This is a genomic window from Aequorivita sp. KMM 9714, assembly GCF_011065475.1.
Lineage (GTDB): Bacteria > Bacteroidota > Bacteroidia > Flavobacteriales > Flavobacteriaceae > Aequorivita > Aequorivita sinensis.
Genome location: NZ_JAAGRO010000003.1, coordinates 257772 through 284181 on the forward strand (window position 1 = coordinate 257772; position 26410 = coordinate 284181).

Consider the following 26410-nt stretch of genomic DNA (forward strand, 5'->3'; position numbering starts at 1 on the left):
TTCTTCTAAAATCCTTAGCTTCTCAATTCATTCAAAAATGCTTCTACCGAACTATGGGAAACGGCATTTTCTTTAAAATACACTAAGGCTTTACTTTTTTCATCCTTAGTAGCCTGCATTTGATTCATAATATTCATCAAGTGCATTTTCATATGTCCTTTTTGAATTCCTGTAGTAACTAATGAACGTACTGCAGCAAAATTTTGCGCTAAGCCAGCAACTGCAATTATCTTCATCAATTCTTTAGCATCTGGTTTTTGTAGGATTTCAAAAGCAAGCTTAGTTAAAGGGTGAAGGGAAGTTAACCCTCCAATAGTTCCAATTGCTAAAGGTAATTCAATCCAAAAAGTGAAAGTATCGCCTTCAATTTTAGCGTGAGTTAAGCTTCCGTAGTAGTTATTTTTTGCAGCATAGGCGTGAACTCCAGCTTCAACAGCACGGAAATCGTTCCCAGTAGCTAAAACCACTGCATCTATCCCATTCATTATTCCCTTATTGTGGGTAACTGCTCGTCTTGTTTCAGTTTTTGCTATTTCAATAGCTCTTACAAACTTTTCAGCAAATTGTTTCCCATCGTGGTGTTTTGTTGTAAGTTCATCTACTTTACAGCTTACTTCAGCTCGAACTAAACATTCAGGAACATAGTTGGAAAGAATACTCATTACAACTTCAGGGAAGGTATTTTCTTTTTGAAATGCTTCAAAACTTTTAGCTTCATTTTCAAAAACCTGAGCCATCTGTTCCAAACAGCTATTGATGAAATTAGCTCCCATTGCATCTAAGGTCTCGAAGGTAGCATGGATGTAAAAATAGCCATCCAGGATATGCGACTTGTCAATTAAAGAAAGTTCTAAAAGTCCACCACCACGAGATTTCATGTTTTTTTCAATGGACTGAATGCTCTCGCGTAGTTTAGGTTTTACTTCTTCAAAAAACGTTTCAAGACTCTTTTCCTTTCCGTAGAAATTCAAATGGATTTGTCCATTTTTTTCTGTTGAAATCACTTCAGCTTTAAAACCTCCACGTTCCAACCAGAATTTTGCAGCATTACTAGCTGCAGCCACAACGGAGCTTTCCTCTATTACCATTGGTAAAGCGTAAAGCTTTTCATTTATTAGAAAATTAGGAGCAATACCAAATGGGAGGTAATAGTTAGAAAGTGTGTTTTCAATAAAGTCGTCGTGAAGTTGCTGTAAAGAAGCATCTTCATTCCAGTAATCTTTCAAAATTTGAATGGAATTCGGATTGTTTTGCAGATAATTTGCTGCTAACCATTCAATTTTTTCGGCTTTGGTTTTTTTAGAAAATCCAGAAACGGGCTGATTCATTTACTTAAATATGAGTTCGCTGCAAAGATAGTATTTCGACTTAGTTTCTTAGGAATCATTTAAAAAAGAAAAGGTATTTAGAACAAACTTGTCATTCTAAATACCTTAAAAATTTACAAAAGGTCACGATTATAGTTTACCTGATGGAATTTTACTCTTATTTTACTTGTGTTCCTTTAGTGGGCATACTCCTAATTTTGAACTTTTTGCGCTTTGGTCTCAATTTTCCAAAAGACCCAATATTAATTTTTCCGCGTTTGGTTTTTTTGTCTCCTTTCCCCATAACTCTAAGTTTTATTTATATTAAAATTTACTGATGTAACTTTTTACTAATTTCAACAAGTTACTATATTAACTTCATAAATCACAGTAAATCAATATTTAATAGCATTTAATCCTTAAGTATGGATTGAATAAAACTGGCTATTCCTAAAGTTTTATTCTTTGAAAGCATTTTTATGAATGCACTACCAATTATAGCACCCTGAGTTTTTGAAGTTGCCTGTTTAAAAGTAGTAGCATCCTTGATTCCGAATCCTACAATTAGAGGATTTTTTAGTTGCATTGAAGCCACACGATTGAAGTAATTTTCTTGATTCTCATCAAATCCATCCGAATTACCCGTAACACTTGAGCTGCTCACTAAGTAGATAAATCCATTGGAAGCTGTATCGATTTGCCTAATGCGATCATCAGAAGTTTGGGGTGTGACTAAAAATACATTTATCAAATTGTACTTTTTAAAAATTTCGTGGTAATGCTCTTTGTATTCCGACAGGGGAAGGTCGGGAAGAATGAGGCCGTCGATGCCTACTTCTGCACATTTTTTACAAAAATCTTCAACTCCGTATTGCAGAATAGGATTAAAATACCCCATAATTATTAGTGGAATTGAAACAGTTTTTCGCACATCTTTCAGTTGCTGAAAAAGAGTTTCGGAAGTCATTCCATTCTTTAAAGCTAGTTGTGAGCTTTCTTGAATAGTGGGGCCGTCTGCCAAAGGATCGCTAAAAGGCAAACCGATTTCAACCATATCGACACCGTTTTTCTCCAATTGCTGAAGAATTTCAACAGTTTCATCCAATTTTGGATAACCAGCAGTGAAATAGATTGATAGTAGTTTTCCTACCTTGCCGGCATGCTGGTTTTTTTCTGAAAGTTTATTTTGAATTCTATTCATAGCTAAAAATTAAACCAAAATAGGTCTAGATTTATTTAGAGATTGAAATATTTTATAAAAGTGTCAAGGTCCTTATCACCTCGTCCACTTAAATTCACAACAACTACATCATCTTTTTTGAATTTTCTCGTTTCAAAAATTGCAAGAGCGTGACTGCTTTCTATTGCGGGAATAATGCCTTCTAGTTTGCACAATTCAAGACCTGCTTTCATCGCTTTATCATCGGTAATTGAGATGAATTCTCCTCGACCCGAAGTAAATAAATTGGCGTGCATCGGGCCGACGCCAGGATAATCTAAACCAGCAGAAATGGAGTAGGGTTCTGTTATTTGTCCGTCCGCAGTTTGCATCAATAGCGTTTTACTACCGTGAATAATTCCCACTTTTCCTAATGCTGAAGTTGCAGCACTTTCACCACTATCAACGCCTTTTCCAGCGGCTTCTACAGCAATAAGTCCTACGTCTAAATTGTCTAAATAATGATAAAATGCTCCTGCAGCGTTACTTCCACCGCCAACGCAAGCCACAACAAAGTCTGGGTTTTCGCGATTTTCTTTTTCACGGAGCTGTGTTTTTATTTCTTTAGAAATTACACTTTGAAATCTCGCGACCATATCTGGATATGGATGTGGCCCTACTACACTTCCTATAATATAGTGTGTATCAACAGGGTTGTTAATCCAATCGCGAATGGCTTCGTTGGTAGCATCTTTTAATGTTTTACTTCCACTTGTTGCTGGAACCACTTTTGCGCCAAGCATTTTCATTCTAGCAACGTTTGGGGCTTGACGTTTTATGTCGACTTCTCCCATGAAAATAATACATTCTAACCCCATTAAAGCGCAAACGGTAGCTGTTGCAACTCCGTGCTGACCCGCACCTGTTTCAGCGATTATACGAGTTTTACCTAGTCGCTTTGCCATTAAAATCTGCCCGATGGTGTTGTTTACTTTATGAGCTCCTGTATGACAAAGATCTTCGCGTTTTAAATAAATTTTGGTGTTGTATTTTTCTGAAAGACGTTTTGCAAAATAGAGTGGAGTAGGGCGTCCTACATATTCTTTTAGTAATTGGCGAAATTCTTTTTGAAAAGATTCCTCGCCCATAACTTTTAAATAATTCTGCCTAAGCTCTTCCACATTTGGGTAAAGCATTTCTGGAATATATGCACCGCCAAAATTGCCATAATACCCTTTTTCGTTTACGTTATAATTCATTTTTGAACCTTTTTAAATCTTCAATATTTTTCAAGCCTGGCTTAGTTTCAAATCTGCTGTTTACATCTATTGCGTAAATTGGGAGGTCGGTTTGTAGAAACTCTTTTAGCGATTCGATTTCATCTAAACCAATGCCACCACTTAAAATGAAAGATTTTTTTAACGTATAGTCTTTCAAAATCTCCCAATTGAAAGTGTAGCCGTTTCCTCCTTTTTCCTTTCCTTTTGTGTCGAAAAGAAATTTATCTACAATGTTTTCATAACTCGATAATTCACTAAAGTCGAATTTGTCATCAAGACTAAAAGCTTTCCAAACAAGTGTGTCCGAAAACTCAAGATTAGATTGCAAATCCCGTACATACGCGTTGCTTTCGTTACCGTGAAGTTGTATTATATCTAAAGCATGTTTTTTAGTCAATTCAATAACTTTTGAAATCTTTTCATTTACAAAAACACCAACTTTCTTAACGCCTGCAGGCAACTGTGGGACTTCTTCCGCATTGAAATATCGCGGACTTTTATCATAAAAGATGAAGCCCAAATAATCTGGCTGAAGTTTTGCTACTTCAGTGATGTTGTGTTTCATTCCGCAGATTTTCAGCTTAACATTCATAGGTGTATTTTAATATACTTTGCAGGTTTTGAAACCTACAAGGAGCTTATAAAAAGTTTAGCAGTTTCTCCAGGATTTTCGGTTTTCATAAAATTTTCACCTATTAAAAATCCTTGATATCCATAAGTTTTTAGTTCTGAAATGGTTTTAATATCGCTAATTCCGCTTTCAGAAACTTTTACAAAATCATCGGGTATATGCTCTGATAATTTTTTACTCGTTTCTATATTTACTTTAAAGTTTTTTAGATTTCTGTTGTTTACGCCAATCATATCTACATTGGGTAATAATGATTTTTCGAGTTCTTCTAAATTGTGAACTTCCAACAAAACTTCGAGATTTAAAGATTTTGCTAGATGGGAATACTGCTTCAACTCTTCAGAAGAAAGACAAGCAGCAATCAATAATATTGCATCTGCTCCGTAAGCTTTTGATTCGTAAATTTGATAAGGATCAATTATAAATTCTTTTCTTAAAATTGGAATTGAAGTATGCTTTTCAGCAACCAATAAATCATCTAACGAACCTCCAAAAAAGTTAGAATCCGTTAGCACTGAAATTCCTTTAGCTCCAGCTTCTTCATAACCCGTAACCACTTCGTGGATTAAAACTTTATCATTAATAACCGATTTGCTAGGGGAGCGACGCTTGTGTTCGGCAATAATTCCCGTAGTTGAAATCTGTAAAATCTCAGCTAAAGACTTCGTTTCTTTTTTAAACAATGGAAATCTCTCCAACAAACGAGTTGGAATTGCGTCCTTCTTGGCAGCAACTTCTTTTAGCTTGTAAGCTGTTATTTTATCTAAGATTGTCATTTTATTTATGATTAAGTTTTCCGTTTGAGTTCAGTTTTGGGTTATTTGAAAAATTTTTAATCGCTTTTAAGCAGGTGTTTATTTAAGGTTTTCATTTAGAAAGTTCCTGTAATTTTCTTAATGAATTCAAAGCTTTTCCAGATTGCAGTGATTCTTTGGCTTTTTCAAAACCTTGTAGAATTGTACAATTCTCAACAACTGAAATTGCCATTCCTGCATTTGCACAAACTACATTGTTTTGAGCTTCGGTACCTTTGCCGTTTAAAATATTCTGAAAGATTTCTGCCGATTCTTTTACTGTTTTGCCTCCATAGATTTCTGATTCCTGAATTTTATTCACTCCAAAATTTTCAGCATTTATGAAACCTTCAGAATTTTTTGAAATTATCTTAGTGGGTCCTGTTAACGAAATTTCATCGTAACCATCAATTGCGTGTAAAACAGCATAATTCTTTTCACTTTTTTGATAGAGATAACCATAGATTCTTGCCATTTCTAAATCGAAAACTCCAACTAATTGATTTTTCGGATTCACAGGATTTACCATTGGTCCGAGCATATTAAAGAAAGTTTTTACGCCTAACTCTCTTCGTATGGGAGCAACATTTTTCATTGCAGGATGAAATAATGGAGCGTGTAAAACGCAAATTCCCGCTTTGTCTAAACAGCGCTTTAAGCTTTCTTCATTATTTGTGAAATTAATTCCAAGAGCTTCCATTACATTACTACTTCCGCTAACCGAGGATACTCCATAATTCCCGTGTTTTGTGACTTTTACTCCAGCCCCAGCAGTAACAAACGACGCTAAGGTTGAAATGTTAAACGTGTTTTTTCCGTCGCCCCCGGTGCCGCATAAATCTATAGTGTTGTAATCGCTAAAATCTATCGACAAACAAAGATCTAGCAATGCATCACGAAACCCTTCTAACTCTTCAAGGCATACATTTCGCATCATATAAACCGTTAAGAAAGCAGCTATCTGACTGTGATTGTATTTGCCTTCTGAAATATTTACTAAGACAGCTCTAGCCTCTTCTTTTTCAAGATGCTCGTGATTAATCAATCTGTTTAGAATTTGTTTCATATTAGCTTTCGATCCAATTTTTTATAATCTGTTTTCCCATTGGGGTAAGTACGCTTTCAGGGTGAAACTGAACTCCACAAACATCATATACTTTATGACGTAGCGACATTATTTGTCCGTTTTCATCCAAAGAAGTAACCTCTAAAACTCCAGGAAAGCCTTCTTTTGAAACAACCCAACTGTGATATCGTCCTATTTCAAATTCTTTTTCCAATCCTTTAAAAAGGGGTTCGTCGGCTTTTACAATGGTAGCAGTGGTGGCAACTCCATGAAAAACTTTGCTTAAGTTTTCTAATGTTCCTCCAAACACTTCGCCAATTGCTTGTTGCCCCAAACAAACGCCTAGTATTGGTTTTGAAGAGGCGTACTTCTGAATTACTTCCTTCAGCAAACCTGCTTCGTTGGGAATCCCTGGACCCGGTGAAAGCAAAATTTTATCGTAATCCTCAACTTCTTCTAAGTAAAACTTATCGTTGCGTTTAATAGTTACTTCGCAATCTAATTCCTCTAAATAGTGGACTAAATTGTAAACGAAACTGTCGTAATTATCTATTACTAGTATTTTCATTTTAAACTTGATCTATTCATTTAAATTATTTTTATACCAATAGGCTAGAACCAATTTTCAGTTAGATTGATTCTGCTAATTCCAGTGCTTTTGTTAGTGCGCCTAATTTATTATAAACCTCTTGTAGTTCATTTTCTTCATTACTTTCAGAAACAACTCCAGCTCCAGCTTGATAATGTAAGGTGTGGTTTTTACTCACGAAAGAGCGGATAATAATAGCGTGATTAAAGTTACCGTTAAAATCCATAAACCCTATGGCACCTCCGTAAAATTCACGGCTTCTGTTTTCATGTTTTTCTAGCAACTGCAAGGCTTTGTGTTTTGGAGCACCACTTAAAGTTCCTGCAGGAAATGTGTCTGCCACAATCTGCATAGTGGGTGTATTCGTGTTTTTTGTTGCAGTAACTTTACTTACTAAATGTATAACGTGTGAGAAAAACTGAACTTCGCGATAGGTTTCAATTTTTACATTAGAGCCGTGACGACTTAAATCGTTACGCGCTAAATCAACAAGCATAACGTGTTCGCTATTTTCTTTTTTGTCTTCGGAAAGCTTTCTTGCCAATTCAGCATCTTGATCGTCGTTTCCAGTACGTTTAAATGTTCCTGCAATTGGATGGATTTCGGCTGTATTTCCCTTAACAATTAGCTGAGCTTCTGGGGAACTTCCAAAGATTTTGAAGTTCCCATAATCAAAATAGAAAAGATATGGTGATGGATTCACACTGCGTAAAGCTCTATAAACATTAAAATCATCTCCGGTAAATTTTTGCGAAAATCGTTTACTCGGCACGATTTGAAAAACATCTCCGCGTTGGCAATGTTCTTTGCACTTTTGCACTAGTGCTTTAAAATCTTTATCATCGATATTAGTGGTTCGAGCGCCACTTGTTTTAAATGAATATTCTGCAAAACTTTTCGACTTTAATATTTGTTCAATCTCCGCAATGTTATTTTCAGTATTATAAGTGTGCGCAAAAATATAAGCTTCGTTATTGAAATGATTGATGGCTATTATGTTTTGATACACCGCGTAATAAATATCAGGGATACCAAGGTTCTCTTCTTTTTTTGTGAGCTTAATGTCTTCAAAATAACGAACTGCATCAAAAGCCATATACCCAAAAAGTCCATTATTTATAAATTTATAGTCGTTAGATTCTGAAGTAAAAGAAGAAGCAAATTCATCGATTAATGAAGGTAGTGAGGTGTTTTGATTAATCTCAATGCTAGTGTTTTCTCCATCTGGAAAATGCTGAGAAATAGTTTCGTTTTCAACTTTTATTGAAGCAATAGGGTTGAAACATATATACGTAAAACTATTGTCGTTGGCGTGATAGTCACTGCTTTCAAGTAAAAGACTATTCGGGAATTTATCACGTAGACGCAGGTAAATAGACACTGGGGTTAGTGTGTCTGAAAGTAACTTTTTTGAATATGTTTTTAACTTGTATTTCATAAGTCTTCGTTTCAATTCTGTTCAACGACTATTTGTGTTTTATTTATTATAACTTTTTTGGCGGCTTAGTGAGCCAAAGCCAAAAAAAAAAGGCTTGTCGTGAATGACAAGCCTTTTTGTATATAATTTATACCATAGGTGTTTCGCTCACGACGTTTTCCGTAAGTTATTCCACCACCAAGTATTTATTGTAATTGTGTTCATAATTTGAAAGTTTAAAGATAGAAAGATTTTTAGAAAAATTGCATTTCAACTTATTAATATTTGAAATTTTGTTTTGCTTAGTACATATTGCTTAATTTTACCAAAAAATATTTTACTATGGCAGATCTTACACAAGAAGAGTGGGCTGAACAACTCAAAAATGACGATAAAGGAGTGATAATTGACGTTCGAACGGACGCAGAATTTGAAGAAGGTCATATACCTGGAGCAAAACAAATTGATATATATAACGGAGCCGAATTCCTTAAACAAGCTAAAGAATTAGATCCTGAAAAAAACTATTACGTATACTGCCGTTCTGGAGGTAGAAGCGCTCAAGCTTGTATGTTGTTAAACTCTGTTGGAGTAAAAAACGCATATAATCTTAAAGGTGGTATTACAGAGTGGGAAGGCGAAGTTGTTGAATAAAAACATCATTATGAAAAATATTATAACCCTATTCGGACTTACAATGCTATTGCTTTTTACTGCGTGTAAAGACAAAACTGTAGCCCAAGAAGTAAGCGTAATTCCACCACAGGAATTTGAAATGGCTATTTCAAAAAACAAAGTACAATTATTAGACGTTCGTACTTCTGAAGAATTTGAAGCTGGACATATTGAAAATGCTGTGAATATCGATGTTTTACAAGATGATTTTACAAGCAAAATAAAAGACTTAGATCCCCAAGAGCCAGTTTATCTTTATTGCCGAAGCGGAAGAAGAAGCGAAAAAGCCTCAACTATCCTTAAAGGTTTAGGGTTTGAAGAAATTTATGATTTAAAAGGCGGGTTCCTTAACTGGGAAAGTGAAGGACTTGAGGTTGAAAAGTAATTTCTTTCATAATTTTTTTAACTAACTGAATACCTAGGTGTTAAACTGACGCCAAATTGCTATTTAAGCATATATCTTTTTACGAAACCTTCGTATCTTCATTGTATTGATTAAAAATACAGTATATATGGAGAGAGATGAGATGCTAATTTTAAATGAAATAAAAGCTTTAATTAGTAAGAGTTGTAAGTTTGAAAACATGCCAAATGAGAGATTTCAAAATTTCCACAAAGACTTTTTTAAATTTTCATTTGAAGCGGTAAATGTAAAAATAGATTACGAAGCGAAACAGATTTTTACGTCAAACGCTAAGCCTCTTACTACAGATCCAGTTCGACTTTTTGATATGAATACTGCCTTGGCAGATAAGCTTTCATATACCGATTTAGAAGAAACGTTATTAGGCTGTCTTAAAACGGGACATCTGCAAAACCATAGATATGAACTTTTTCTTCAAGAATATGGCAGTACTCCTTTTGATGATTCTGGGTTTTTATGTGCTTAAGCATTGATTTACCTTTCATTAACAATGGTCAATTTCTTTAGCTAAATTCACAATAAAAATTAGATTTATTTCTCTGTTTTACTTTCCGTTTAACTAATTAATTTACATTCTTAAAACCGTTTTTTATCTGTTTAATTTCACTTAAATTTGCAGCCTAAAATTTATTCAATTGGCAAAACAAATTACAGATACAATCTTAATGATTCGCCCAGTAGCGTTTAGGATGAACGAAGAAACGGCGGTTAATAACTTTTTTCAAGAGGACTTAGCACTAAAAAATGCTGAAATTAATGCAAATGCTCAATTCGAATTTGATGCATTTGTAGAGAAATTACGCGCAGTAGGTGTTCAGGTAATTGTGGAAAATGATATTAAAGAAATGGATACTCCGGATTCTATCTTTCCAAACAATTGGATTAGTTTTCACCAAAATGGAGATATAGGTTTGTATCCTATGTTTGCTGAAAATAGACGTCGTGAAAGACGAGAAGAGATTTTGGAGCGTCTAGAAAAAGAAGGATTTGTAATTAATAATGTTTACGATTATACCTCTGCAGAAGATGAAGGTATTTTCCTTGAGGGAACAGGTAATTTATTGCTTGATCGTGTGAATAAAAAAGCATACTGTGCTCTTTCTCCACGTGCTCACGAGGAGTTATTGATTGAGTTTTGTGAAGACTTTGAATATACGCCAGTAATCTTCACAGCAAATCAAACTGTGGATGGTAAACGATTGCCAATATACCATACAAATGTAATGATGTGTCTAGGAGAAGACTTTTGTGTTATCTGCTTAGATACCATCGACGATGCCAAAGAAAAGAAAAACGTACTTCACCATTTAAAAGAAGATGGTAAAAAAGTAATTGCTATTACTGAAGAACAGATGCATCATTTCGCAGGGAATATGCTGCAAGTTCAAGGTAAGGATAAAAAGTACTTAGTAATGAGTACTGCGGCGCATAAAAGCTTGACCAAAGAACAAATTTCAGAAATTGAAAAGCATTGTGAGATTTTAAGTAGCGAACTTACTACCATTGAAACTTGTGGAGGTGGAAGTGCTCGCTGTATGATGGCTGAAGTTTTTCTTCCAAAAGAATAAGCTAAGTTTTCGGCTGAGTTTTACTGATATTGCGAATCATTCCATCAAAAATAAAATAGTGGAACGGAAGCATTGCATACCAATATAACCTTCCCCAAATACCTTTGGGCCTAAAGGTTGCCGTTTGTATAAGCTCATTTTTTTCGTTGATACAAAACTCTAACCAAGCTTCACCAGGTAGTTTCATTTCAGCAAATAGAAGTAATCTTTTGTTTTCTTTATCGGCATAAAGTACACGCCAAAAATCTAAAGCATCTCCCGTGTTAATCCTTTTTGGGTCGGTACGTCCTCGGCGTAAACCTACACCACCAAATAAGCGATCTGCGAAACCGCGTATTTTCCAAAGATAATTTCCGTAATACCATCCATTTTCGCCGCCGATAGCCCAAATATTGTCCAAAACCATTTCAGGGTTTTCTACTTCAACCACTTTTTCATCTTTTAAACACCCGTATTTTGGAACCTGAATATATTGTTTCAAATTTGTGATTCTTCCAGCTACTAACGAATCTTTCCAACTCGATACAACAAGATTCTGTTCAATTTTTTCAAAAGCTTTTTTAATTGCTTCTTCATAAGATATAGGCTGAATGTTCAAAATTTCTTGAAGATTATTGTCTTTAGCAACAACTTCCATCTTCATGCTATCAACTAGGTTTACGGCTAACTTATATGAAGTTGAGGTTACAAAATACAACCAATAAGAAGAGAGTCTTGGAGACATAATGGGAACTGGAATAATCCAAAGTTTTAAACCTCGAATCTTGGAATATTTCATCAGCATTTCTTTGTAAGTTAAAATGTCTGGCCCTCCAATATCAAAAGATTGATTGAAACATTTATCATTATCTAAAACCCCGTATAAAAAGTTAATCACATCGCGAATTGCAATAGGTTGTATTCTTGTTTTTAACCATTTTGGTGCAATCATTACGGGTAACTTTTCGCATAAGTCTCTTATGATTTCAAAAGAAGAGCTGCCGCTTCCAACCACTATTCCTGCACGTAGTACCGTTAAATTATAATTTCCTTTGTAAAGTATTTCTTCTACCTTTTTTCTTGAGGAGAGATGTTTAGATAATTCTTCTTGATTTACAATTCCACTTAAATATATCACCTGCTTAACAGAAGTAGTAGCCATATATTTATTAAAGTTAATTGCCGACCGCGCTTCCATTTCGTCAAAATCTGTAGTGGAGCTACTCATTGAGTGAATTAAGTAATACGCAGCATCAATATCTTTTGGAAAATTGTCTGTGTTTACCTCTTCAGCAAAATCTACTTCAACAACTGATACTTTTTTTGTGGTTTCAGGGTCTAAAGGAAGTCTGTTTTTATCTCGGACGGCGCAAATTACTTCGTGACCGTTTTGTAGAAGTTCGGGGAGTAATCGCATACCAATATATCCATTGGCTCCAGTTAGTAGTATTTTCAAAGGTTCTAGTTTTATTTAAAAGTAATTGAAAATAATTAAAGCTATGCTAATTTGTAGTTAACATATTAGGCATTTATAAGTAATATCCTATCTTTAAGAATTCAACCAAACAAATATCTTTCTATGAAAATTTTAAAAGTAGCCCTTCTTGTTATTGGAGTAGCTCTAATAATTATTGGTCTTTACAATGCATTTGTTCCTCAATCTGTTCTAGAAATAGGTCCTTTAGAAGTTAATGCAAAAGAAGGTTTGTCTAATCAAACTTTAGGGATGATAGGTATAGGTGTATTAGCACTTGTAGGCGGAGCACTATTGAAGAATAGAGGTTAGATTTTAGTTGTATATAGTTTTCAAAGTTGAAATAACTGCAGAACTGATATATTCTACACCAATTGAAATTACAATAAATCCTACTATTCTGGAGATGGCATTAATTCCTGAAGCTCCTAATATTTTACTTATATAGTGCGAGCTTCTTAAAATAAGTAGCGTAGCGATACCAACGGCTATTACTGCGAGGATAACGAATGCCATTTCACTCCATTCTTGGTATTCCTGATTAAAAGTAATTAATAATGAAATTGATCCCGGACCGGCAAGCATTGGTATTGCTAGAGGTGTAAGCGAGAATTTTTCACGCTTGTCTAAATCCTTTTTAACGCGCTTGTTTTTCATTCCCTTGTGTTTTGAAAAACTCCCTGTTAACAAGGCAAATCCAGAGGTGACGATTATCATTCCCCCAGCAATTCGCAAAGCGTTTAAACTTATTCCGAAAAAGTCTAATAAATAGGTTCCTGCAAAAAATGAAATTATTAAAATCACAACCACATTAACGGAAGTTAACAATGCAGTTTGATTGCGTTCTCGATTTGTCTCTTCAGTGGTTAAGCCAACAAATATAGGAACAGTGCCTAAGGGATTTATAACCGAGAAAAGTGCTGCAAATACGTATAAAAAAATGTCCATAGTTTTTTCTGCAAAGGACGCACGGCTTCTCGACTTTGACTTTACCAGAAGTTTAAATAAAGGTTAAGTGATAGGTTTGAAAATTTCAGAAATATCAATTCGGATTTAAGGTTTCAAAAAAGTATCTTTGCCGATTAACTCTAAGGCATTAGCGAAAGAGTTTTCCACTTTATATTCGATGTTATGACACTCCAAGAAACCCTTGAAATTAAAATTAAAGAAGCAGTTAAAAGCATTTATGATGCTGAACTTCCATCGGTAGAATTACAGCCAACACGTAAAGATTTTGAAGGCGATATTACCGCAGTTGTATTTCCTATGCTTCGGGTGGTTAAAGGTAATCCTGTACAAATTGGTGAATCCATCGGTAATTATTTAGTTGAAAATGTTGAAGAAATTGAAAAATTCAACGTTGTTCAAGGATTCTTGAATATAGTTTTAAGTGATTCGTATTATCTGAATTTCTTTAATTCAGTGACCGATTTTTCAACTTACGGAAAAGCGCCGCAAGGAAGTGAAGCTTTGATGGTTGAATATTCTTCACCAAACACAAACAAGCCTTTGCACTTAGGACATGTTAGAAATGTTCTTCTTGGATATTCAGTTTCTGAAATTGAAAAAGCTGCAGGAAAAAAAGTATATAAAACTCAAATTATCAACGACCGTGGGATTCATATTTGTAAAAGTATGCTCGCTTGGGAGAAGTTTGGAAATGGTGAAACTCCAGAATCTACCAATTTAAAAGGCGATAAGTTAGTTGGTAACTACTATGTAAAATTCGATCAAGAATACAAGAAGGAAATTGAAGCTTTAAAAGCTGAAGGTAAAACTGAGGATGAAGCTAAAGCACAAGCCCCACTTATGCTAGAAGCACAAAATATGCTTAGAAAATGGGAAGCAGGTGATAAGGAAACTGTGGACTTGTGGAGTAAGATGAATGGTTGGGTTTACGAAGGTTTTGAGGAAACTTATAAATCTATTGGCGTAGATTTCGATTTTTATTACTACGAAAGTGATACTTATTTATTAGGAAAAGATATTATAGATGAAGGTCTTAAAAAGGGCGTTTTCTTTAAGAAAGATGACGGCTCTGTTTGGTGCGATTTAACCGAAGATGGCCTTGACGAAAAACTTGTTTTAAGAAGTGACGGTACTGCGGTGTATATGACTCAGGATTTAGGAACAGCAGTACAACGTGTAAAAGATCATCAAGATGTTGGTGGGATGATTTACACTGTAGGAAATGAACAAGACTACCATTTTAAGGTATTGTTTTTAATCCTTAAAAAACTTGGTTATAAGTGGGCTGAAAACCTGTTCCACTTAAGTTACGGTATGGTGGATCTTCCATCTGGAAAAATGAAAAGTAGAGAAGGAACCGTTGTTGATGCGGATGATTTAATTGCTCAAATGACAGCCACTGCTCGTGAGATTTCAGAAGAACTAGGAAAAATCGACGAGTTTTCTGATGAAGAAAAAGAAGCGCTATACAGAACTATTGGTTTAGGAGCTTTAAAATATTACATACTTAAAGTTGACCCGAAAAAACGAATTTTATTCAATCCAGAGGAAAGTGTAGATTTCCATGGAAATACAGGTCCTTTTATTCAATATACTTACGCTAGGATTCAGTCTATTTTGCGAAAAGCGGCTTCTACTTCAAAGAGCGTAGACTCTTCCGAAGTGACAATGCATCCAAAAGAAAAAGAGCTGATAAAAATTATTAAGCAATATCCTGAAGCAATTCAGTTGGCAGCACAAAACTATAGCCCTGCACTTATTGCAAACTACACCTACGATTTGGTGAAGGAATTTAATAGTTTTTACCAAAACGTGCCAATTTTAGCAACAGACAATGAAGTTGAAAAAGCTTTCCGTGTAAAGCTTTCTGCAGCAGTTGGGGAAGTTGTAAAAAGTGCGTTTGCGCTATTAGGTATTCAAGTGCCAGAAAGAATGTAATCTTGAATTAATAAAGAGATGCTTCCGTCTATTTAATAGGGGAGGTGTAAAAAAAAGCCGCTTCATTTTGTTGAAGCGGCTTTTTTTATTTTGACTTAATTTCATCTTTATCTAAATGATAAATCTCCATAATTCCTTCTAGAACTTTTTCGAAATCGATATTCAGGTCAATAAGTTTTCCTGTTCCTATATCCATTACCCATCCGTGTACAGACAATCTTCCTTGACGAACAGCAATTTGTACATCGGCTGTTTTAATAACGTTTACACACTGTTCTTGAACATTAAGTTCTACAAGACGTCTGTATTTTTCTTCTTCACAACTTATAGCATTAAGCTCTTCGCGATGTATGCGGTAAACATCTCTAATGTTTCTAAGCCAAGGATTTAATATTCCTAGGTCTTTAGACTCCATAGCAGCTTTTACACCTCCACAACCATAATGACCACAGATAACAATGTTTTTTACTTTTAAAACACTTACAGCGTAATCAATTACGCTCATCGCGCTTAAGTCTAAGTTGGATACCATGTTGGAAATGTTTCGCATAACAAAAACATCTCCAGGTTTAACACCCATAACCTCTTCTGCAGTAACCCTACTATCGCTACAACCTATATAAAGAATATCAGGATTTTGTCCATTAGCTAATTTTTTGAAATAATCTGGATCTACTCCCAGCTTTTTGTTAACCCAATTTTGGTTGTTTTTAAATATTTGCTCAATGTCCATTTATTTCTGATATTATATTTTGGGGTAAAAATAATTTTAAATTGTTTTTACCTAAAAGTAAAGGCGATGTTTTTTTTAAATTTCTAACACTCTCCTAAACGAAACAAATGCTTTTTTCCAATAAGCTTCATTTAATGAGGATATTATAACTCCTGCGCTTGTTGAAGAATGGATGAATTTTATTTCTCCATCTATTGCTTCAACTATTATACCTACGTGGTTAATTGTGTTTCTTCGGCTGGTTTTAAAGAATACTAAATCTCCTTCTTCAACTTCATCTTTAGTAATAGGAATGCCTTTGGTTGCCATATCTCGTGAAATCCTTGGCAAGCTGATATTTTCTCTTTCAAATGCTACACATACCAATCCTGAGCAGTCCATTCCAGCTTCGGTAGTACCTCCAAACTTATAGCGCGTTCCTTCAAAAGTTTTGGCATAGCTTATAATTTTATGCTTAATAGCTTCTAAATTCTCCTTAGCGCTATCTAAGAAAGCTTCCTCTTCTGGTTCCTCAATAGTTAATGCATTACTTTTCTGAACTGTAATATTCTTTATGGGCTTTTTATTCAAGTTAACTTTACTTGTTTCAGTAACCGGGAAGTTAGAAGTATTTCGTGTAGTACCACACGATACTAGAAACAATGTGAAAAATGATAGCAACAGTATTTTTTTCATTTCAAGAATATAGTGGGTTAGCCCCTAAAATTAGTAAAAATTTCTACTTAACCTTTATAGAAGAGGTAATTAGTTTGGCGGTGTTTTCACTAGCACCTCTCCCGCCAAGAGTTTTTTCAAGTTCATAATAGTCCAAAAACATAGCATTTCGTTTTTTTGGCTCTAATATTTTAGTGAGTTCTTCTTTTAAACGTTTGGTATTAAAGTCGGTTTGAATTAATTCTGTAACAACTTCTCTGTCTAGAATTAGGTTTACTAACGAAATGTATTTAAGGTTTATTACACGCTTTGCAATTTCGTAGGAAATTCTTCCACCTTTATAACAAACTACCTGAGGTACTTTAAATAGTGCTGTCTCTAATGTTGCTGTACCAGAAGTTACTAAGGCTGCATTTGCAATACTTAAAAGTTCGTAGGTCTTGTTGGTGATAAAATGAACGTTTTTAGTGGTTAAGAACGATTCATAAAACGATTTTTCCTGACTTGGTGCTCCGGCAATAACAAATTGATACTCTTTAAATTCTTTAGCCACAGAAATCATTATTTCCAGCATCTTGGTGATTTCTTGTTTCCTGCTTCCCGGTAATAGTGCAATTATAGGGCGTTCGTCAAGATTGTTTTCTTTCTTAAAGGCTTGAGGGTCAATTTGTTTTTGATTGTAAATTGCATCAATAAGTGGATGACCTACAAAATGAACTGGGAAATTGTGTTTGTTTTCGTAGAAATCTTTTTCAAAAGGAAGAATAACATACATTTCATCAACATCGCGTTTAATGTCTTTAATTCGTCCTTCTTTCCAAGCCCAAATTTGTGGTGAAATATAATAATGTGTTTTGTAGCCTTTTTGCCTTGCCCATTTTGCTATTCGAAGGTTAAAACCAGGATAGTCAATAAAAATTATAACATCAGGATTAAAATTTTCAATGTCCTGTTTGCAGAATTTTATATTCTTCAGAATAGTTCGCAAATTCATTAACACTTCAGTAAACCCCATAAAAGCAAGGTCGCGATAGTGTTTTACTTCGGTCCCCCCAATAGCCTTCATTAAATCACCACCCCAAAAACGGAAATTCGCATCGGAATCCTCCTTTTGAATGGCTTTCATTAGGTTGGCACCGTGTAAATCTCCTGATGCTTCGCCTGCTATGAGGTAGTATTTCATTGTTTATAGGTTTGGCTGAATCTTCAAACTGTAAAAAGAAAAGTCGATTTTCCAATCACATTAGTTAAGATTCATCAATTTATTACATTCTGAATTAATATATCGAAAAACTGTGTTAGTGTCATTCCTGCTTCACGTACTTGTTTAGGAACTATGCTTTCGGTGGATAGCCCTGGATTGGTATTGGTTTCTATAAAATAAGGTTTCCCTTTTTCTATAATAAACTCACTACGTGCAATACCTTTCATTTTAAGCAATTTGTAAATGCGAACTGCTTCTTTTTTTACTACATCAGTTTCCTCATCTGAAATTCTAGCTGGGGTGATTTCTTGCGATTGGCCAAGATACTTGGCTTCATAGTCGAAAAATTCATTTTCACTTACAATTTCAGTGACTGGGAGCGCAATTATTTCATTTCCATCATTATAAACCCCAACCGAAACTTCAACGCCAACCAAGGCGGTTTCGATGATTATCTCAGTGTCTTCTAAAAATGCCTTTTCAATAGCAGGTAAAATTCCTGACATTTCGTTTACTTTACTAATTCCGAAGCTAGAGCCAGAACGGTTCGGTTTTACGAAACAAGGCAGGCCGGTAATTCTAACAATTTCTTCTACGTTAATATCTGTTCCTTTATTAACGTAATATGAGTTAGCACAAAGCACTCCAAAATTCTTTAAAACAGAAAGACAGTCACGCTTGTTAAAACTAAGGGCGGCTTGATAATAATCTGCACTTGTATGTGGAATTCCTAGTAAGTCCCAATATGCTTGTAAATACCCATCTTCTCCAGGGGTGCCGTGAATGGTGTTAAAAACAGCGTCAGGAACAATTGAAGTTTCTGAACCATTTTCAAAACTGAAATCAGCTTTGTTTACAGGATATTTTGTGCCATTTTCGGCAACATAATACCATCCCGATTCCAAAATATGGATTGGATAAACGTTGTATTTATTTTTATCGAGTGACTCGCAAACCACTCCGCCACTATTAATAGATATTTCAAATTCGCTTGAATATCCGCCCATGGCAACTGCAATATTTTTTTTGCCCATAAAGAAAGATTACTATTCCACTAAAACCATTATCATAAAGGGTGGAAATCTACGTTTACAAAAGTATTAAAAAGTTAGTCTTGTATGTTATGCGAATCAAGTTATATCTATAAAAAGCTATTAAAAATTGATTTTGATTTCATTTCCCAATTAAATTTAATTTTAACCAAAAGATACTACCTTTGATTTTTATATTTTTGTGTCTTAACTAAGAAGCATATGACCTTTTTTCAGTTCTTGTTTACCAAAGCATTTGTCAAGCAGTTACTACTAGCAGTAGTGGTTTTACTAGCTTTGATATTCTTAACTTTATGGTGGTTGAAATTCACCACTAACCATAACGAAACTACCGAAGTTCCAAATCTTGCTAAAATGTCTTTAGATAAGGTTGAGGAAAAGTTAGACGAAATGAGTTTGCGTTACGAAATTTTAGACTCTGCTAATTACAACCCCGATTTTCCGAGGTATTCTGTAATTGAGCAAATACCTAAGCCTGGTAAATTTGTAAAAGAAAACAGGAAATTATACTTAACACTTAATCCATCAGGATATAGAAAAATTGAAGTTCCAGACATTTTAGGAAGAACCCGCCGTCAAGCAGAACCTACACTCTTAGCAATGGGGTTTGAAATTGGTAAGATTAGCTATCGTCCACATATTAGTGATAACGTATTGGAAATGCGTTTTAACGGTGAGAAATTAGAGCCAGGTACTAAAATTCAAAAAACATCTGTGATAGATTTAATAGTCGGAGATCAATCATTAAATAAAATCCAGACTGAAGGCGAAGAATCTTCTGAAGAAAATCAAGATACGCCAATAGAAAACATAGAAGAAAACAATGGCGAATTTTAACGAAGAAGAGATAGAAGAAAATGCAGGTAATGATGATCTTTATGAACATTACCGATTTAAAGCTGATAAAGGACAAAATCCATTAAGGGTAGATAAATACCTGATGAACCTTATTGAAAAGGCGACTCGGAACAAAATACAAAAAGCTGCAACTGCAGGAAACATCTATGTTAACGATGTTCCTGTGAAATCTAATTACAAAGTAAAAGGGGGCGATATAGTTACTGTATTATTTGAACATCCTCCTTACGAGTTTTTATTAGTACCCGAAGATATTCCCATCGATATAGTTTATGAAGATGACGCTGTACTTGTAGTTAACAAAGAAGCAGGAATGGTAGTGCATCCGGGACATGGGAATTATAGCGGAACACTAATAAATGCTCTTACTTATCATTTTGAAAACCTGCCAAACAACAGTAGTAATCGCCCTGGCTTAGTTCACAGAATAGATAAAGACACTAGCGGACTTTTAGTAGTTGCCAAAACTGAAGAAGCCATGACGCATCTAGCAAAGCAGTTTTTTGATAAAACTACAGAGCGAGAATATGTTGCTTTGGTTTGGGGTAATGTTGAAGAAGACGAAGGAACTATAGAGGGAAATATAGGACGTCACCCTAAAAACCGTTTGCAAAATACAGTTTACGAAAATGACGACGAAGAAAAAGGAAAACCAGCTGTTACGCATTATAAAGTATTAGAACGTTTAGGTTATGTTACTTTGGTTTCTTGTAGATTAGAAACTGGACGTACACACCAAATAAGAGTGCATATGAAGTACATTGGGCACACACTTTTTAATGATGAACGTTACGGCGGTGAGAAAATATTGAAGGGCACTACATTTTCTAAATACAAGCAATTTGTAGATAACTGTTTTAAAATTCTACCACGTCAAGCCTTACACGCACGAACACTAGGATTTGTACACCCAGTTACTGAAGAATTTATGCGTTTTGAGACTCCTATTCCTGAAGACATGGATTTGTGTCTAGAGAAATGGCGCAGCTATTCTAAGAACGTTATAGAGTAGTTTTGAAACATTAAATTATTTATACAAATAGAAAAAGTCCCTTTTCATTAGCTGAAAAGGGACTTGTTTTTTATAGGTGTATTTTAATTGATTATTTCTTCATCCACTTTGCAGTAGAAGTGCTTTTACCATCAGAGACCTTAACGAAATACAAGCCGTTGTTAAGGTGTTTCAAATTGTATGTTGAGGTTTTTTCTAGGCTTCCTTTTTTAGAGAAAACCAATTTTCCGTCAATGCTGTAAACTTTTACTTCGGCATTCTGAATAGCAGTAGGAATTGTAAAACTTAAAATTCCATCTGAAGGATTAGGAAAAACTGATATTTTTGAAACAGAACTAAAAGTAGAGATTCCAGCAGTGTCATCTAACTTTACTAATCCATCACGAGTATTATTTCCTTTGTAACCATTCCTTTTTATGCTTTCAGGATTGTATGGCACATTTAAATTATAAACACTAACAAAAGTTGAATCTACACCACTCCCAAAAGTCTGTGTGTAACTGTTCGCAGTTAAATCTAGTTGTCCGTCATTGTCAACATCTCCTAGAACAACTCCGTTTAGAAAAGTAAATCCTCTTGGTCTTATTGGGAAGCCATCAACTTCACCACTTCCATCCAGAGAGTAGGCGTGTATGTATCCAATTCCATCTGCATCAGTCATTGTGCTTGGGAAAATAATGTCTAATACACCATCGTTATTTACATCTGCAATAGAAAGTACACCTTCAGTACCTCCATATTTTTCAAATGGGAAATTAGGTAGGTTGCCGCCATTTGGGTCTAAGCCATAGATTACTGGTAATTCTTCTCCAGGAGTACCACTTGAAATTCTATCAGATAAAAATATCTCAAATGTACCATCGTTATCTACATCAAGAACTGTTGCTGGAGAATATGTCCATCCGGTAAGTGCAATTGGCCAACCCGCTTTATAGGATCCGTCGTGCTCCATAACGTAAAATCCTGGTGAGTCTCCGTGGTTACTACCAATTATTTCTAAATCATCATCCCCATCCAGATCAGCTAAAATAGGAGATTGGTATGAGTATTTTACATTTGGATCTACAACAGGGAAACCTGGAAATATCTGACCTTGATTGTCAAAAATGTACATTCCGCCTGAGGAAGCAGAAATTACTACATCAAGATTTCCATCATTGTTTACGTCTCCAATTGAAGGTGTAAAACCAGGAGTAGCTCCAACTTCAACTGGCCAATTTGCGTTAATTGGCGTTCCGTCCATTTTAAGTGCGTGAATTCTTCCTAAAGTGCTACTTACACGTTCACACGTAATAATATCTAGAGTACCATCATCATCAAGATCTGCAACAGCGGGTGCGTTTATCATCCAATTATTATCAAAATTCAATGGCCAGCCAGGAAGATCGTTTCCTTCATTATCTAACAAATAAACTCGACCAGCAAATGGAATACCTCCTGTGTTTACAACAATTTCAACGGTGCCATCATTATCTAAATCTACTACTGTAGGAGGCAGTAAAATGCTGCCGCTTATAGGTTTTTCCCATAAAACCGATCCGTCACCTTTTAGGACATATAATGTGTCCCAAAATCCGTATATTATTTCATCTACCCCGTCATTATCAACATCTGCAAGAGTAACACCTCTTGAGTTTTTAAATGATGGATTAGCAGCTTGGCCAAATCGCCAGAGTAAATCAAATTCTTGAGTTTGTTCAGTGTTGTTATGTTTTTCTGGAAGTAAAACTGTTTCTACCGAAATCGTTCCATCTTCATTTAAAGATGCCTTTTTCCCTTGCTGTTGAGCAATAGATGTTGAAACCAACCCTAAAAATAGTGTTGATAATAGTATTAGTCTTTTTTTCATATGGTGTTCTTTAGTAATTTGATTTTAAAGTTATTGATAAATGTTGGGTTTGCAAAAAAGCATAAAATTAATTAGTGAACTTATCTATATATTTTTCACACACAGCACCTTCCTCGCCCTCCGGGCACATCCCGAAACAAGTTCGGGACAAGCTCTCCCTTTCATGGCGGGGAACTTTTTTTTCACTTGCGTACTTTAATATTAATATCATGCACAAAACGTTCCTTCCCCTTCTAAATATTTTTAATAAAATGTTCTAAGTTTTTTCCAGGGGAAGGTGTCTTTTGGCGTTTTGCCAAAAGACGGAAGGGGTAAGGGCTCGATGGTTTTTAGGTTTTACACGTTATTTTATTATTTTTAATATACTGAAAAAGAGGGTTATGAGGAATAAAAAGATACATGATAAACCTGAGTTGAGAAATTTTAGGCGTAGGTTGCGTAGTAATGCTACTCCTGCAGAAGCTTTTTTGTGGAAGCATCTACAAAGAAGTCAGCTAGAAGGTAGAAAATTTAGAAGACAACATAGCATTCATAATTATATTGTTGATTTTTATTGTGCTTCGGAAGGATTGATTATTGAACTCGATGGCCAGGTACATATGAACCCCAAAGCTGAAGAATATGATAGAAAACGTGACGCTTTTTTAGAAAACATGGGATTTATTGTACTTCGATATGAGAATAAGATGGTGTTTGATTTTTTGCCATCAGTTTTAAAGGATATTCGGGATCATTTTAAAGAAAACAGGAAGTAAACCCACCCCGCCCTCCGGGCACCCCTCCCTTTCAGGGCGGGGAACTTTTTTCTTACTTGCGTACTTTAATAATATCATTTACAAAACGTTCCTTCCCCTTCTAAATATTTTTAATGAAATCTTCTAAGCTTCTTCCAGGGGAAGGTGTCTTTTGGTGTTTTGCCAAAAGGCGGAAGGGGTGGAGTATGGATCGTTTTTGTGTTTTAATTGGAACCCACCCCGCCCTTCGGGCACCCCTCCCTTTCAGGGTGGGAACCTTTTTTCTTACTGGCGTACTTTAAAATTAATATCATACACAAAACGTTCCTTCCCCTTCTAAATATTTTTAATGAAATCTTCTAAGCTTCTCCCAGGGGAAGGTGTCTTTTCGTGTTTTGCCAAAAGGCGGAAGGGGTGGAGACTAGATTGTTTTTGCATTTTAATTGTAAATCCACCCCGCCGTTCGGGCAGCTCTCCCTTTCAGGGTGGGAAACCTTTTTTTTCACTTGCGTACTTTAATAGTATCATTTACAAAACGTTCCTTCCCCTTCTAAATATTTTTAATGAAATCTTCTAAGCTTCTTCCAGGGGAAGGTGTCTTTTGGCGTTTTGCCAAAAGACGGAAGGGGTTTTATTTTCAACTTGCTCATTCCTAATAAAAAGTTAAATTTTAATGATTGCAACTCTTTTCAAAGGGATTTCCGCAGTTAAAATGGTTAATCTACTATATTTACAAGCTGAAAATTTTGTGTGATAACAAGATCATTTTCAATTCATATTTAATCAATAATTACATTCACTAATGAAAAAATTTATTCTTTCTTTATTTATCGCAATCTTCGTTTTGCCGGTACAAGCAAATGAAGGCATGTGGTTCTTAATGCACATTGAACGGTTGAATTACCGTGATATGCAAAAAATGGGGCTTCAACTTACACCTGAAGAAATATACAGTATAAACAACTCTAGCATAAAAGATGCTATTGTTCAATTTAACCGTGGTTGTACTGCTGAAATAATTTCTGATAAAGGTCTTGTGTTGACTAACCACCACTGTGGGTATAGCCAGATTGCTGAGCTATCTACTGCTGAAAACGATTATTTAACAAATGGATATTGGGCAGCAAACCACAAAGAGGAATTAAAGCCTAAGAGTCTTTCTGTTCGTTTCTTTGTAAGAATGGACGATGTTTCTAAACGTATTTTAAGTAAGGTTAACGATAAAATGACCGAACTTGAACGCGAAGCAGCAATCAATAAAGAAATAGCACTAATCGAACAAGAGAATAACGAAGGTGGAAAATATACTGTTTCTGTTAAATCATTTTATGAAGGAAATGAATTTTACTACTTCGTTTACCAAGATTATAACGATGTTCGTTTAGTTGGAACACCTCCTGCTAGTATAGGAAAGTTTGGTGGAGACACCGATAACTGGGAATGGCCAAGACACACAGGTGACTTCTCTCTTTTTAGAGTTTATGCGGATAAAGATGGTAACCCAGCAGAATATTCTGAAGATAATGTTCCTTTAAAACCAAAACATCACTTAACTACAAGTATTAAAGGATTTGAAGAAAACGATTTTGCTATGATTCTTGGATACCCAGGTCGTACAAACCGTTGGATGCCTGCAGGTGGAATTGAGCAAAACGTAGAATATGCTTACCCTGCTTGGGTTGAGGCTTCAAAAACATCTATGGATGTAATGAAGGACTATATGGACCGCGACCAGCAAGTAAAATTAGACTATGCATCTAGCTATGCGTCTATTGCTAACTATTGGAAAAACCGTCAAGGGATGATTGATGCTTTAAAACATCACAAAACTGCGGAAACTAAGCGTGAAACTGAAGCGAAATTTCAGAAATGGGCTTCTAAAAAAGCTAATAAAAAATATGCTAATGTAATTCCAACTATAAATGATTACTACGCAAAAACAAATGAAGCAAGTAGTCATAACAATTACTTAGGCTTATTGTTGAGAACAAGAATGGCTACACTTCCATATCGTTTAGGAACTGCTATTGAATATTACATCGAGCAAAATGATGCAAAAAGAGCAGAATTAAAGCCAAAATTGGAAGCAGAAATCAACAATCTTTACGACGGACTTTACCTTCCATTAGAAAGAGATGTATTGGCTGCTCAGTTTAAACTATACTCTACTAAAGCTACAAACATAGCTCCGATGATAGCTGAGATTGCTACAGAAGCTAATAAAACCGAAGATGGGTGGAAGGAGTATTTAAATAATGCACTACAAAACAGTGTTTTTGAATCTAAAGAAAAGCTACAAGGCTTCATGGCTAATCCAGATGCTGACGTTCTTAAAAATGATCCTTTATACCAACTTTCTGTTGATTTGTTAAAGCGTTACCGTTTCAAGTCGGAAGAAGAAACTCAATTAGGTTACGATTTCGACCGTGCATTTAGATTGATGGTTCAGGGAATGAGAGATCAAAATCCTGATGAGAAATACTACCCAGATGCGAACAGTACTTTGCGTTTAACTTACGGGAAAGTTATTTCATTGCCAGAAGATAAGCGTAACGACGCTAACAAAAACTACTACACTACTTTAAAAGGAACAGTTGCTAAGTATCAGCCTGGTGATGATGAGTTTGATATGCCTAAGGAGCTAATCGATCTTTATGAAAAGAGAGATTTTGGTCAGTATGCAGATAAGGATGGATACCTTCCAGTAAACTTCTTAACTGATAATGATATTACAGGTGGTAACTCTGGTTCTCCTGTTCTTAACGGAAAAGGAGAGTTAATTGGTCTTGCATTTGATGGTAATATTGAGGCAATGGCTGGAGATGTTATTTTTGACGACCAATTACAACGAACTATCAATGTTGATATACGTTATGTGCTATTTATTATAGACAAATTAGCTGGTGCAACTCATCTTATTGATGAAATGACAATAGCTAAATAAGTAAATTTTTAATTTTTACTGAAGCCCACAAGTCTAAGTATAAGACTTGTGGGCTTTTTTATTTCTAATGTTTATTATAAAAAGATTAACCATCAACACT

26 protein-coding genes are annotated in these 26410 nt (G+C 35.1%); 10 read left to right on the plus strand and 16 right to left on the minus strand.

All coding sequences use genetic code 11. The features are described from left to right. Positions 1 to 14: 14 nt before the first annotated feature. From G3A46_RS09975 to G3A46_RS10015, 9 genes are all read right to left on the minus strand, one after another. Positions 15 to 1328, minus strand: a complete 1314-nt coding sequence (locus G3A46_RS09975; RefSeq protein WP_165149398.1) for a hydroxymethylglutaryl-CoA reductase, degradative — start codon at positions 1326 to 1328, stop codon at positions 15 to 17. A gap of 157 nt (positions 1329 to 1485) precedes the next feature. Beyond that, positions 1486 to 1611 carry a 30S ribosomal protein THX gene (locus tag G3A46_RS09980; RefSeq protein ID WP_139856681.1) on the minus strand — a complete coding sequence of 42 codons (126 nt, stop codon included), beginning with the start codon at positions 1609 to 1611 and terminating at the stop codon, positions 1486 to 1488. 108 nt (positions 1612 to 1719) lie between these two features. After that, positions 1720 to 2508 carry a tryptophan synthase subunit alpha gene (trpA, locus tag G3A46_RS09985; RefSeq protein ID WP_165149400.1) on the minus strand — a complete coding sequence of 263 codons (789 nt, stop codon included), beginning with the start codon at positions 2506 to 2508 and terminating at the stop codon, positions 1720 to 1722. A gap of 35 nt (positions 2509 to 2543) precedes the next feature. Continuing rightward, a complete protein-coding gene (gene trpB / locus G3A46_RS09990) occupies positions 2544 to 3725 on the minus strand; it encodes a tryptophan synthase subunit beta (protein ID WP_165149402.1) in 1182 nt (393 codons plus the stop codon). After that, a complete protein-coding gene (locus G3A46_RS09995) occupies positions 3715 to 4311 on the minus strand; it encodes a phosphoribosylanthranilate isomerase (RefSeq protein ID WP_165149404.1) in 597 nt (198 codons plus the stop codon). Before G3A46_RS09995 ends, trpB begins: the two co-directional genes overlap by 11 nt. A gap of 62 nt (positions 4312 to 4373) precedes the next feature. Continuing rightward, positions 4374 to 5153 (minus strand): indole-3-glycerol phosphate synthase TrpC, encoded by a 780-nt coding sequence (gene trpC, locus G3A46_RS10000; protein ID WP_165149406.1) that lies wholly within the window; start codon positions 5151 to 5153, stop codon positions 4374 to 4376. Positions 5154 to 5244: 91 nt separating this feature from the next. Then, positions 5245 to 6237, minus strand: coding sequence for an anthranilate phosphoribosyltransferase (gene trpD / locus G3A46_RS10005; protein WP_165149408.1), 993 nt, complete (start codon positions 6235 to 6237; stop codon positions 5245 to 5247). A gap of 1 nt (position 6238) precedes the next feature. After that, on the minus strand, positions 6239 to 6805 hold the full coding sequence (locus G3A46_RS10010) for an aminodeoxychorismate/anthranilate synthase component II (protein WP_165149409.1): 567 nt from the start codon (positions 6803 to 6805) through the stop codon (positions 6239 to 6241). 61 nt (positions 6806 to 6866) lie between these two features. Continuing rightward, positions 6867 to 8264, minus strand: a complete 1398-nt coding sequence (locus G3A46_RS10015; protein ID WP_165149410.1) for an anthranilate synthase component I family protein — start codon at positions 8262 to 8264, stop codon at positions 6867 to 6869. A 321-nt stretch (positions 8265 to 8585) separates the two neighbouring features. Between G3A46_RS10015 and G3A46_RS10020 the strand changes: the two genes are divergently transcribed. From G3A46_RS10020 to G3A46_RS10035, 4 genes are all read left to right on the plus strand, one after another. After that, a complete protein-coding gene (locus G3A46_RS10020) occupies positions 8586 to 8897 on the plus strand; it encodes a rhodanese-like domain-containing protein (RefSeq protein ID WP_165149411.1) in 312 nt (103 codons plus the stop codon). 10 nt (positions 8898 to 8907) lie between these two features. After that, positions 8908 to 9303 (plus strand): rhodanese-like domain-containing protein, encoded by a 396-nt coding sequence (locus tag G3A46_RS10025; protein ID WP_241836880.1) that lies wholly within the window; start codon positions 8908 to 8910, stop codon positions 9301 to 9303. A 127-nt stretch (positions 9304 to 9430) separates the two neighbouring features. Continuing rightward, entirely contained in the window at positions 9431 to 9808 is a 378-nt protein-coding gene (locus tag G3A46_RS10030; protein ID WP_165149412.1) for a hypothetical protein, read from the plus strand. A 199-nt stretch (positions 9809 to 10007) separates the two neighbouring features. Further along, positions 10008 to 10910 (plus strand): arginine deiminase-related protein, encoded by a 903-nt coding sequence (locus tag G3A46_RS10035; protein WP_165149515.1) that lies wholly within the window; start codon positions 10008 to 10010, stop codon positions 10908 to 10910. A 1-nt stretch (position 10911) separates the two neighbouring features. Here G3A46_RS10035 and G3A46_RS10040 read toward each other — a convergent pair whose 3' ends face one another. Then, positions 10912 to 12345 carry an SDR family oxidoreductase gene (locus G3A46_RS10040; protein ID WP_165149413.1) on the minus strand — a complete coding sequence of 478 codons (1434 nt, stop codon included), beginning with the start codon at positions 12343 to 12345 and terminating at the stop codon, positions 10912 to 10914. A 123-nt stretch (positions 12346 to 12468) separates the two neighbouring features. On the opposite strand from G3A46_RS10040, the gene G3A46_RS10045 reads away from it, so the two are divergent. Then, the gene (locus G3A46_RS10045; RefSeq protein WP_165149414.1) at positions 12469 to 12675 is read left to right on the plus strand and encodes a hypothetical protein; all 207 of its coding nucleotides are present in this window, start codon (positions 12469 to 12471) and stop codon (positions 12673 to 12675) included. Positions 12676 to 12678: 3 nt separating this feature from the next. Here the strand turns inward: G3A46_RS10045 and G3A46_RS10050 are convergent, their stop codons facing one another. Further along, positions 12679 to 13311 carry a MarC family NAAT transporter gene (locus tag G3A46_RS10050; RefSeq protein ID WP_165149415.1) on the minus strand — a complete coding sequence of 211 codons (633 nt, stop codon included), beginning with the start codon at positions 13309 to 13311 and terminating at the stop codon, positions 12679 to 12681. 183 nt (positions 13312 to 13494) lie between these two features. Between G3A46_RS10050 and argS the strand changes: the two genes are divergently transcribed. Beyond that, entirely contained in the window at positions 13495 to 15270 is a 1776-nt protein-coding gene (gene argS, locus G3A46_RS10055; protein WP_165149416.1) for an arginine--tRNA ligase, read from the plus strand. An 85-nt stretch (positions 15271 to 15355) separates the two neighbouring features. On the opposite strand, the gene G3A46_RS10060 is transcribed toward argS, so the two are convergent. The 4 genes from G3A46_RS10060 to G3A46_RS10075 form a co-directional block, all read right to left on the minus strand. Next, complete coding sequence (locus tag G3A46_RS10060; protein WP_165149417.1) at positions 15356 to 16003, minus strand: carbonic anhydrase; 648 nt, start codon at positions 16001 to 16003, stop codon at positions 15356 to 15358. Between the two features lie 75 nt (positions 16004 to 16078). Then, the gene (locus G3A46_RS10065) at positions 16079 to 16678 is read right to left on the minus strand and encodes a C40 family peptidase (protein WP_165149418.1); all 600 of its coding nucleotides are present in this window, start codon (positions 16676 to 16678) and stop codon (positions 16079 to 16081) included. 43 nt (positions 16679 to 16721) lie between these two features. After that, a complete protein-coding gene (lpxB, locus tag G3A46_RS10070; RefSeq protein WP_165149419.1) occupies positions 16722 to 17840 on the minus strand; it encodes a lipid-A-disaccharide synthase in 1119 nt (372 codons plus the stop codon). 74 nt (positions 17841 to 17914) lie between these two features. Continuing rightward, positions 17915 to 18895 carry a D-alanine--D-alanine ligase gene (locus tag G3A46_RS10075; RefSeq protein ID WP_165149421.1) on the minus strand — a complete coding sequence of 327 codons (981 nt, stop codon included), beginning with the start codon at positions 18893 to 18895 and terminating at the stop codon, positions 17915 to 17917. Positions 18896 to 19114: 219 nt separating this feature from the next. Here G3A46_RS10075 and G3A46_RS10080 point away from each other — a divergent pair, with 219 nt between their 5' ends. Together G3A46_RS10080 and G3A46_RS10085 are read left to right on the plus strand one after the other, a co-directional pair. Next, positions 19115 to 19750, plus strand: coding sequence for a PASTA domain-containing protein (locus G3A46_RS10080; protein WP_165149423.1), 636 nt, complete (start codon positions 19115 to 19117; stop codon positions 19748 to 19750). Next, a complete protein-coding gene (locus tag G3A46_RS10085) occupies positions 19737 to 20783 on the plus strand; it encodes an RluA family pseudouridine synthase (protein ID WP_139856662.1) in 1047 nt (348 codons plus the stop codon). The genes G3A46_RS10080 and G3A46_RS10085 overlap by 14 nt, the downstream gene beginning before the upstream one ends. Before the next feature lie 91 nt (positions 20784 to 20874). Here G3A46_RS10085 and G3A46_RS10090 read toward each other — a convergent pair whose 3' ends face one another. After that, positions 20875 to 22632, minus strand: coding sequence for a T9SS type A sorting domain-containing protein (locus tag G3A46_RS10090; protein ID WP_165149425.1), 1758 nt, complete (start codon positions 22630 to 22632; stop codon positions 20875 to 20877). 413 nt (positions 22633 to 23045) lie between these two features. On the opposite strand from G3A46_RS10090, the gene G3A46_RS10095 reads away from it, so the two are divergent. After that, a complete protein-coding gene (locus G3A46_RS10095; RefSeq protein ID WP_347237691.1) occupies positions 23046 to 23387 on the plus strand; it encodes an endonuclease domain-containing protein in 342 nt (113 codons plus the stop codon). Positions 23388 to 24168: 781 nt separating this feature from the next. Further along, positions 24169 to 26310: a S46 family peptidase gene (locus G3A46_RS10100; protein WP_165149429.1), complete on the plus strand. Its 2142-nt coding sequence runs from the start codon at positions 24169 to 24171 to the stop codon at positions 26308 to 26310. Positions 26311 to 26410: the final 100 nt, after the last annotated feature.

Excerpts from the sequence above, each read along its gene's own strand:
- G3A46_RS09975 (WP_165149398.1), bottom strand. The coding sequence starts at position 1,328 with ATGAATCAGCCCGTTTCTGGATTTTCTAAAAAAACCAAAGCCGAAAAA.
- G3A46_RS09980 (WP_139856681.1), bottom strand. The coding sequence starts at position 1,611 with ATGGGGAAAGGAGACAAAAAAACCAAACGCGGAAAAATTAATATTGGG.
- trpA (WP_165149400.1), bottom strand. The coding sequence starts at position 2,508 with ATGAATAGAATTCAAAATAAACTTTCAGAAAAAAACCAGCATGCCGGC.
- trpB (WP_165149402.1), bottom strand. The coding sequence starts at position 3,725 with ATGAATTATAACGTAAACGAAAAAGGGTATTATGGCAATTTTGGCGGT.
- G3A46_RS09995 (WP_165149404.1), bottom strand. The coding sequence starts at position 4,311 with ATGAAACACAACATCACTGAAGTAGCAAAACTTCAGCCAGATTATTTG.
- trpC (WP_165149406.1), bottom strand. The coding sequence starts at position 5,153 with ATGACAATCTTAGATAAAATAACAGCTTACAAGCTAAAAGAAGTTGCT.
- trpD (WP_165149408.1), bottom strand. The coding sequence starts at position 6,237 with ATGAAACAAATTCTAAACAGATTGATTAATCACGAGCATCTTGAAAAA.
- G3A46_RS10010 (WP_165149409.1), bottom strand. The coding sequence starts at position 6,805 with ATGAAAATACTAGTAATAGATAATTACGACAGTTTCGTTTACAATTTA.
- G3A46_RS10015 (WP_165149410.1), bottom strand. The coding sequence starts at position 8,264 with ATGAAATACAAGTTAAAAACATATTCAAAAAAGTTACTTTCAGACACA.
- G3A46_RS10020 (WP_165149411.1), top strand. The coding sequence starts at position 8,586 with ATGGCAGATCTTACACAAGAAGAGTGGGCTGAACAACTCAAAAATGAC.
- G3A46_RS10025 (WP_241836880.1), top strand. The coding sequence starts at position 8,908 with ATGAAAAATATTATAACCCTATTCGGACTTACAATGCTATTGCTTTTT.
- G3A46_RS10030 (WP_165149412.1), top strand. The coding sequence starts at position 9,431 with ATGGAGAGAGATGAGATGCTAATTTTAAATGAAATAAAAGCTTTAATT.
- G3A46_RS10035 (WP_165149515.1), top strand. The coding sequence starts at position 10,008 with ATGATTCGCCCAGTAGCGTTTAGGATGAACGAAGAAACGGCGGTTAAT.
- G3A46_RS10045 (WP_165149414.1), top strand. The coding sequence starts at position 12,469 with ATGAAAATTTTAAAAGTAGCCCTTCTTGTTATTGGAGTAGCTCTAATA.
- G3A46_RS10050 (WP_165149415.1), bottom strand. The coding sequence starts at position 13,311 with ATGGACATTTTTTTATACGTATTTGCAGCACTTTTCTCGGTTATAAAT.
- argS (WP_165149416.1), top strand. The coding sequence starts at position 13,495 with ATGACACTCCAAGAAACCCTTGAAATTAAAATTAAAGAAGCAGTTAAA.
- G3A46_RS10060 (WP_165149417.1), bottom strand. The coding sequence starts at position 16,003 with ATGGACATTGAGCAAATATTTAAAAACAACCAAAATTGGGTTAACAAA.
- G3A46_RS10065 (WP_165149418.1), bottom strand. The coding sequence starts at position 16,678 with ATGAAAAAAATACTGTTGCTATCATTTTTCACATTGTTTCTAGTATCG.
- lpxB (WP_165149419.1), bottom strand. The coding sequence starts at position 17,840 with ATGAAATACTACCTCATAGCAGGCGAAGCATCAGGAGATTTACACGGT.
- G3A46_RS10075 (WP_165149421.1), bottom strand. The coding sequence starts at position 18,895 with ATGGGCAAAAAAAATATTGCAGTTGCCATGGGCGGATATTCAAGCGAA.
- G3A46_RS10080 (WP_165149423.1), top strand. The coding sequence starts at position 19,115 with ATGACCTTTTTTCAGTTCTTGTTTACCAAAGCATTTGTCAAGCAGTTA.
- G3A46_RS10085 (WP_139856662.1), top strand. The coding sequence starts at position 19,737 with ATGGCGAATTTTAACGAAGAAGAGATAGAAGAAAATGCAGGTAATGAT.
- G3A46_RS10090 (WP_165149425.1), bottom strand. The coding sequence starts at position 22,632 with ATGAAAAAAAGACTAATACTATTATCAACACTATTTTTAGGGTTGGTT.
- G3A46_RS10100 (WP_165149429.1), top strand. The coding sequence starts at position 24,169 with ATGAAAAAATTTATTCTTTCTTTATTTATCGCAATCTTCGTTTTGCCG.